General features: G+C 43.5%; 8 protein-coding genes and 1 pseudogene. 6 read left to right on the top strand and 3 right to left on the bottom strand.

Annotated features, from left to right (window positions below):
- Positions 1-155 (bottom strand): annotated as a pseudogene (locus IM456_RS00340) (ISKra4 family transposase); the annotation flags it as partial.
- Between the two features lie 403 nt (positions 156-558).
- Here IM456_RS00340 and IM456_RS00335 point away from each other — a divergent pair.
- From IM456_RS00335 to IM456_RS00320, 4 genes are all read left to right on the top strand, one after another.
- Positions 559-1,584, top strand: coding sequence for an aldo/keto reductase (locus tag IM456_RS00335; RefSeq protein WP_287693279.1), 1,026 nt, complete (start codon positions 559-561; stop codon positions 1,582-1,584).
- Entirely contained in the window at positions 1,581-1,988 is a 408-nt protein-coding gene (locus tag IM456_RS00330; protein WP_287693278.1) for a gamma-glutamylcyclotransferase family protein, read from the top strand. Before IM456_RS00335 ends, IM456_RS00330 begins: the two co-directional genes overlap by 4 nt.
- A gap of 59 nt (positions 1,989-2,047) precedes the next feature.
- Positions 2,048-2,248, top strand: coding sequence for a photosystem II assembly protein Psb35 (psb35, locus tag IM456_RS00325; RefSeq protein WP_002761344.1), 201 nt, complete (start codon positions 2,048-2,050; stop codon positions 2,246-2,248).
- Between the two features lie 303 nt (positions 2,249-2,551).
- Complete coding sequence (locus tag IM456_RS00320) at positions 2,552-3,697, top strand: DNA cytosine methyltransferase (protein ID WP_125731333.1); 1,146 nt, start codon at positions 2,552-2,554, stop codon at positions 3,695-3,697.
- Here IM456_RS00320 and IM456_RS00315 read toward each other — a convergent pair.
- Positions 3,672-4,409: a hypothetical protein gene (locus IM456_RS00315; protein WP_002761349.1), complete on the bottom strand. Its 738-nt coding sequence runs from the start codon at positions 4,407-4,409 to the stop codon at positions 3,672-3,674. The genes IM456_RS00320 and IM456_RS00315 overlap by 26 nt on opposite strands.
- Positions 4,387-4,638, bottom strand: coding sequence for a helix-turn-helix domain-containing protein (locus IM456_RS00310; RefSeq protein ID WP_002761350.1), 252 nt, complete (start codon positions 4,636-4,638; stop codon positions 4,387-4,389). The genes IM456_RS00315 and IM456_RS00310 overlap by 23 nt, the downstream gene beginning before the upstream one ends.
- Before the next feature lie 152 nt (positions 4,639-4,790).
- On the opposite strand from IM456_RS00310, the gene der reads away from it, so the two are divergent.
- Together der and IM456_RS00300 are read left to right on the top strand one after the other, a co-directional pair.
- Positions 4,791-6,149 carry a ribosome biogenesis GTPase Der gene (der, locus tag IM456_RS00305; protein ID WP_149988324.1) on the top strand — a complete coding sequence of 453 codons (1,359 nt, stop codon included), beginning with the start codon at positions 4,791-4,793 and terminating at the stop codon, positions 6,147-6,149.
- Between the two features lie 3 nt (positions 6,150-6,152).
- Positions 6,153-7,028 carry an energy-coupling factor transporter transmembrane component T family protein gene (locus IM456_RS00300; protein WP_149988325.1) on the top strand — a complete coding sequence of 292 codons (876 nt, stop codon included), beginning with the start codon at positions 6,153-6,155 and terminating at the stop codon, positions 7,026-7,028.
- The last annotated feature ends 283 nt before the right edge of the window (positions 7,029-7,311 follow it).

The following is a 7,311-nucleotide window of genomic DNA, read 5'->3' as shown; positions in this document are numbered from 1 at the left end:
TGTGCTTGTTTTGACAAAAAAACACCTATTTCTGGGTTGACATACTGAATCATTAAATCTCTGACTGTCTCCTCTATCTCTGCCAAGTTATTAAATTTATCAACTTGGGATTGTTCATAAAGACATTGCCCTAACTCTTGACATAACTCTTTAATTCTTTTTTCATTTTCTGATCACATTGAATTATTCCTTAATTGAGATGATTTTGAGTTTTAGTCTCTCGTCATTGTACACTATTTCTTTTCACTTGCAAAACCAAATTTTGCTGATCGCTGGTTTTTCCTAAGTGTTTATACTCATCGCAGAACTGAGATGCTCCCAAACAATGATTAACACCAAATCCGCTTTTAATAGCATGATTAACTCCCAATCTAAGTTTAAAAAGCCTGCTCCCCGCTCCCCTATACCTTCTAAACAGGATTTAGTATAACCAATGAGGCCCGGGTTAGCTTATGAAAATTGTCTCAAATGTACTTGACAAAAAAGACTGGATGCTGTAAGAAAAATGTTGATCAAATTCAATTATAATTAACTTCTTATTCAAAATTTTAGTTAATTATGCGTTACAAACTTTTAGGTAATAGTGGTCTGCGAGTTTCCGAACTATGTCTAGGAACGATGACATTCGGGGAAGATTGGGGTTGGGGGTCGGATAAAGAGGAAAGTCGGGCAGTTTTTCGGGCTTTTGCGGAAGCGGGCGGCAATTTTCTCGATACCGCTAATCTCTACACTAACGGAACCAGTGAAACATTAGTGGGGGAATTTGTCAAGGGCGATCGAGAAAAATGGGTAATCGCCACGAAATATTCTCTCAACACCCGCCCCGGCGATGTCAATGCCTGCGGAAATCATCGAAAAAACCTCTTTCAAGCGGTAGAGGCTAGTTTAAAGCGTTTAGGTACTGATTACATCGATTTACTCTGGCTTCATCTTTGGGACTCTCTCACTCCTATCGAAGAAGTGATGCGCGCTTTCGATGATTTGGTCAGGATGGGAAAAGTCCTTTATATCGGCATTTCTGACAGTCCTGCTTGGATTGTCTCCCAAGCGAACACCCTGGCCACCCTACGGGGATGGACACCCTTTATCGGACTACAAATAGAATATTCTCTCAAAGAACGCACCCCCGAACGGGAATTATTGCCCATGGCCAAAGCATTAAATATCGGGGTGACAGCTTGGAGTCCCCTGGGAGGAGGAGTTTTAACGGGAAAATATAATCAACCCAATCCCGTCGATGGTCGTTTAAGCATGACCGACCAACCTTTTCAAATTTTTGATCGCGATCTGAAAATTACTGAGACTGTCCTAGAGATAGCCAGAGAAATTGAGAAATCACCGGCACAAGTGGCATTAAATTGGCTAAGAAATCGACCTAACGCCGTAATTCCTATCATTGGCGCTCGAAAATTGTCCCAATTGCAGGATAATTTAGCCTGTGTGGATTTTAACCTGACTGGGGAACAACTGCAACGACTCGATAATATCAGTGCCATTTCCCTCGGTTTTCCCCACGAACTTTTAGCCAGTCAATTTGTTCGCGATATCCTATTAGGAGGAGTAGCGGCACAATTGGACCGATGATGGAAGTCTTTGTTTATGGAACACTGAAACCTAAGGAGAGTAACTATTCTGCCTACTGTGCAGGAAAAGTGATCAACTCTAAAACCGCCTACACAAAGGGGCATTTATACCATCTTACCGCCCTCGGTTATCCCGGACTGACCGAGGGGGATGGCTGGGTGAAGGGAATTTTATTGACTTTTAACGCAGATTATGATATTGGGCTTTTGGATGGTTTGGAAGATTATCAACCCGGCAGAGATCCAGAAGAAAACGAGTATCAGCGTCGCAGAATTCCTATTTATAATCTAGAGCGAGAATTAATCGGCGAAGCTTGGGGATATATGATGACACCGGCAAAAATAGCTTTTCATGGCGGTATTTGGCTGCCTTCCGGTTGGTGGACCAGTAGCGATCGAGAATAGGGATGAGGGGGCCGATTCTGTTAAGATATACAAATTAAAAGCTTAATCGTGAAAAAATTATGTATCTACTCCTAGAAGTGGCCAGTGGCAAATTCCCCGTTTATTTTGTGGCAGTTTATGTGGTCGGTTTTCTCGCTGCTGTCACCATCGGTTCGATCGCTTGGTACAATTCTAAACGCCCGGTCGGTTGGGAAGATGCCCAAAGACCCGATATTGTCCCCGAAGTGAAGACAGAGGTGGATTCTGATTCTCAATCCTAGAAAAAGGCAGTGATCAGTTATTTTAGCCGTCAGCTTTTTCTCCCTTCTCAGCAATCAGGTTGGTCGCGGGGGCTAAAGACCTTACTAGGTGCTGATTTCAGGCATTTCAGCCTTATTGGCTGCCTAAACGTTTCCCAGCGAACAGAAACACGATCGATCAACCAAGGTCGATCGCAAATCGCTATGATAGAATATCGGGTCTTTAATTTCCGTCCCCTCCTCCTCTTATGAAACTGCCTGTCGTCGCTATCATCGCTAGGATATTTAGTTGACAAGAGGCTCCGAATACGATAGTATTCAACCATGAAACAACAAATTATCGACTTATTTTCTGGTGCGGGCGGATTGACCACGGGATTTCATTTAGCCGGGTTTGAATCTATCTGTGCAATTGATGTAAATGCGAAAGCATTAGCAACCTATCAACATAATTATCCTAAAACACGCACTTTTCAGGAAGACATCCGCAAAGTTAATCCATCAGAACTGCGCTTATACTTAGGTTTACAAAGAGAAGAATTAACCGCCCTTATCGGGGGTCCACCCTGTCAAGGATTTTCACGAAATATCCCAGCTGGGTATCGCTATCTTAATGATTCTCGCAATCATTTATATAAGTCTTTCTTAGGATTTGTTCAAGAGTTTCGTCCTCTTCATGTAGTCATGGAAAATGTTCCTGAAATTTTGAAAGCTTATGGCGGTATCATCAGAGATGAAATTGTAGCACATTTAGAATCTTGGGGTTATCAAGTAGTTACTACTTCCCTAAACGCCGCTTATTATGGAGTGCCACAAACTCGCTCAAGAGCCTTTTTTTTAGCTAGTCTAGAGCGTTTACCATCCCTTCCCCAAGCAACTCATTCTGGTGATATCAGAAGTGATTATAAAGCTGTAAAATCTTGGACACAGCTTACTTTACTAGAACCAAATATTGCCCCAGTTACTACTGTTAAAGATGCCATTAGTGATTTACCTACTTTAGAAGCAGGACAAGCTTATGATCACGAAATTTATACTAGGGAACCCGAGACCATATATCAACAGAAGATGCGTGAGCAAAGTCAAAAAATTGTTAATCATATTGCCCGTGCTTTAACACCAATTCAAATGTCAAGAGTGCAAATTCTGGCGGAAGGACAAGATGCGAGAGATTTACCTGCTGAATTAGCACCGAAAAAACACTATAGCGGGGCCTATGGTCGACTTTCTTGGGATAAACCAGCAAGAACAATTACAAGGTGGTTTTTTCATCCCGGTTCTGGCAGATTTTTTCATCCGACCCAGAATCGGACAATCACAATTCGTGAAGCAGCAAGATTACATTCTTATCCCGATCATTTTCACTTTTTAGGGACTTATACTGATATGGCCTCTCAAATTGGAGAATCTGTGCCACCACTGTTAGGCAAAGTGGTAGCAGACTCTATGGGACAAAATCTTGAGTATTAGTTTGGGTTTGTAGCGCTGCAAAAATTGTCTCCACATATCGATCTATTGTCAGACGAGTTCTCTCAATTCTCAGACGAATAGCGGCAGCGGGGATTGTTCTGCTTCTAAACAACTGTTTCTGATTTTTGTACCAAACTAACTGAGTTTTGCCAGCGATGCTTCCCTGTAAACCTGCCCCTACTCCCCCAGTTTTTTTATCTATTGCCCATGCCCAAGAAAAAACATTAGGATCAAGAGGATTAAGGGGGTATTCACAGTAAACATATTCATTGCCCTCTCGGTTTTTTAGCAATATTCCCTCATAGCTGTTGATGACATTTTGAGCAGTTTGACTGGAGCGAATCTTCTCGTTCCAGTGTTGAATAATAGCGGTTCCCAGTTGTGCGGGGGAAGATTGCAGATTCAAAGAGGGAACCCCAAGTTGAATGGCTTTTTTGATAATATCTGCTCGTTGAATTACGAACAAAAAGGTATTATCTGTAGTTAAACTATTCAGTTGTAGAGATTTTAGCGACCAACCACTGGCAGTTTTACTGTCCACTGCATCGTAGAGTAGTTTGCTTCTGCCTAGGGCAGGATCGGATAAAGGAATATTCTTGATATAATGAAAAATTGCTTCCCAGCTATAATCCTCGATCGAGCCAATCAATGGTGAGGCAATTGCGGCTAGAATGGCCTGCTTTAGTCTTTTAGTCTCGTCGTTCGTTAACACTTAGGGATTCCTCTACGGAATACAAAAATTCACTCATCCTCAGACCTAAAGCATTAGTAATATGACTAAGCACTCTCACCGATGGACTTTTTAATCCTCGCTCTAGTTGACTGATGTAAGTTCTATGCAGACCTGTTACTTCCGCCAAATACTCTTGCGACCACCCTTTTTCTTGGCGATAACGCTGTAGCTCTCGTCCTAAAATTTGCTCTAGTTGACCAGATTGCATAACCTGAATTCTAGTCTTTTGTATACCAAAGTTCTACAGACTAAAGTATTCAATGTCTCAGTGCCGAACAGAAACAGATAAATCAACCAAGGTCGATCGCAAATCGCTATGATAGAATATTGGGTCTTTAATTTCCGTCCCCTCCTCCTCTTATGAAACTGCCTGTCGTCGCTATTATCGGTCGTCCCAATGTGGGCAAATCCACCCTCGTCAATCGTATCGCTGGAGATCAACAGGCGATCGTTTTCGATCAACCCGGGATTACCAGAGATCGCACCTATCAACCAGCTTTCTGGTGCGATCGAGATTTTCAAATTGTCGATACAGGGGGGCTAGTTTTTAACGATGACAGCGAATTTCTCCCTTTAATCCGCGAACAGGCTTTAATCGCCCTAGCAGAGGCAAGTGTGGCGATTTTTGTCGTCGATGGGCAAGGGGGAATTACCGCCGGCGATCGAGAAATTGCCGCTTGGTTACGACAGCAAAATGTCCCGATACTTTTGGCCGTCAATAAATGTGAATCGGTGGAACAGGGTATCCTGCAAGCGACGGAATTCTGGGAATTAGCCATCGGTGAACCCTTCCCCATCTCGGCCATTCACGGCTCTGGTACGGGAGAACTACTCGATGCGGTGATTAAATATTTGCCACCCGCGGCGGAAATTACCGAAAATGAAGAAATTAAAGTGGCAATTATCGGTCGTCCTAACGTGGGTAAATCCAGTCTCCTCAATGCTTTAACTGGACAACAACGGGCGATCGTCAGTCCGATTTCGGGAACCACCAGAGACTCGATCGATACTTTAATTGAACGAGAAGGACAGGTTTATCGGTTAATTGACACCGCTGGCATTCGCCGTAAGAAGAATGTGGACTATGGAGCCGAATTTTTCAGTATTAACCGTGCTTTTAAGGCAATTCGCCGGTCTGACGTGGTGCTATTCGTCATCGATGTGCTAGATGGTGTCACCGAACAGGATTTAAAATTAGCGGGACGAATTATTGAAGAAGGGCGCGCGGTGGTGCTAGTAGTCAATAAATGGGATGCGGTGGAGAAAGACACCTACACCATCAATACTTACACCAAAATGCTCCAAGATCGGCTGTATTTTATGGATTGGGCAGAAATGATCTTTGTCAGCGCCATGACGGGGCAAAGAGTCACCAAAATCCTCGAATTAGTCGATATTGCCGCCGAATCTCACCGTCGTCGCGTCAGTACCTCGGTAATCAACGATGTGATCGAAGAGGCGGTTAAGTGGCACAATCCCCCCACCACCAGGGGCGGAAAACAGGGGAAACTATACTATGGCACGCAAGTATCGAGTCAACCCCCCACGATCGCCCTTTTCGTTAACGATCCCCAGCGCTTTAATGATAACTATCGCCGTTACATCGAAGGGCAATTCCGGCAACAGTTAGGCTTTAAAGGAACCCCGATCCGCTTAATCTGGCGCGGCAAACCGGCGCGAGAAGTGGAAAAAACGGTTAATAGAGCCACCAAGGTCTAATTTATGGATTTATTGCGAAGTTTGCCCATCGGTCTTTATCTCGATCAACCGATTACCCGACTACATCAACTAGATGCGCGGGTAAAATTTATCTGGTTAATGGCTTTTTTAGCAGCACCTTTATTAGCTAATCCTTGGTGGCGTTTAGCTTTGGTGGGATTGTTAATGTTTTTAACCCTGTTAGCTCCTATTCCCCCCCGCGTCTGGCGGCAACAGATGGGCTGGCTGATATTTTTAGCGATTATCGTCTTTCTGATTACTGCTATCACTCCCGATGGTTTAGGGGTGAGTATTCAGCCGCGTTTACCGGATGAAGGGCTGAATTTACCGCCAGCAAGTGATTATCAGTATGTTTTATGGGATAGAGGTCGTTTATTTGTTACCCGACGTTCTTTGGAATTAGCGGTGAGAATTAGTACCTTAGTTTTTACTTTAATTTATAGCACTAATCTCTTTTTGTTGACGACGGCCCCGGAAGAAATTACCGAAGGTTTAGAGAATTTAATGAGTCCTTTACGGCGATTTAATGTGCCGGTGACGGAAATTTCTCTGACTCTGACCCTCTCTTTGCGCTTTATTCCCCTGGTTTTAGAAGAAGTGCAAAATCTAGCTAGGTCAGTGCGAACTAGGGCGATCGATTGGCAAAAATTAGGGATTAAAAGAAGTTTAAACGTCTGGTTAACAGTAGTGGAAAAATTACTAGATAATTTGCTTTTGCGCGCCGAACAAATAGCGATCGCTATGGAGGTTCGCGGTTTTACCAGTCCCAATCAGCATCAAGTACGCTGGCACGAATTAAAGTTAAGATGGGCTGATTTGATCGCTTTATTTTTGTTAATTCCCTTTTGGGCAGCCCGATTAATTTGGGGGGGTTTATAGCAGTTAGTTAAGTAGCTGGTTATAATTTAAAAATGGATTTTAGGTTCGATCCCCCCTGCCCCCCTTGATAAGGGGGGTGCCGATAGGCGGGGGGATCTGACAATTTTTAACGCCTACCTAGGGTTTGCTGAATAAATCTAAAAACCTTGTTGGATAAGACTTTTGGACTTTTTTCCCCTCAAAAAGTGCCAGCCATTGCGGGGATCGGGGGAAAATTCAGGTACTTTTTCCCTGAAAATTAGTTAGTTGACCACCTGAAAATCGATAAAACCCCACACCCCAC

The sequence above is a fragment of the Microcystis sp. M079S1 genome (genome assembly GCF_020246425.1).
Classification (GTDB): Bacteria; Cyanobacteriota; Cyanobacteriia; order Cyanobacteriales; family Microcystaceae; genus Microcystis; species Microcystis aeruginosa.
This window is presented reverse-complemented; position numbering and strand designations above follow the sequence as displayed.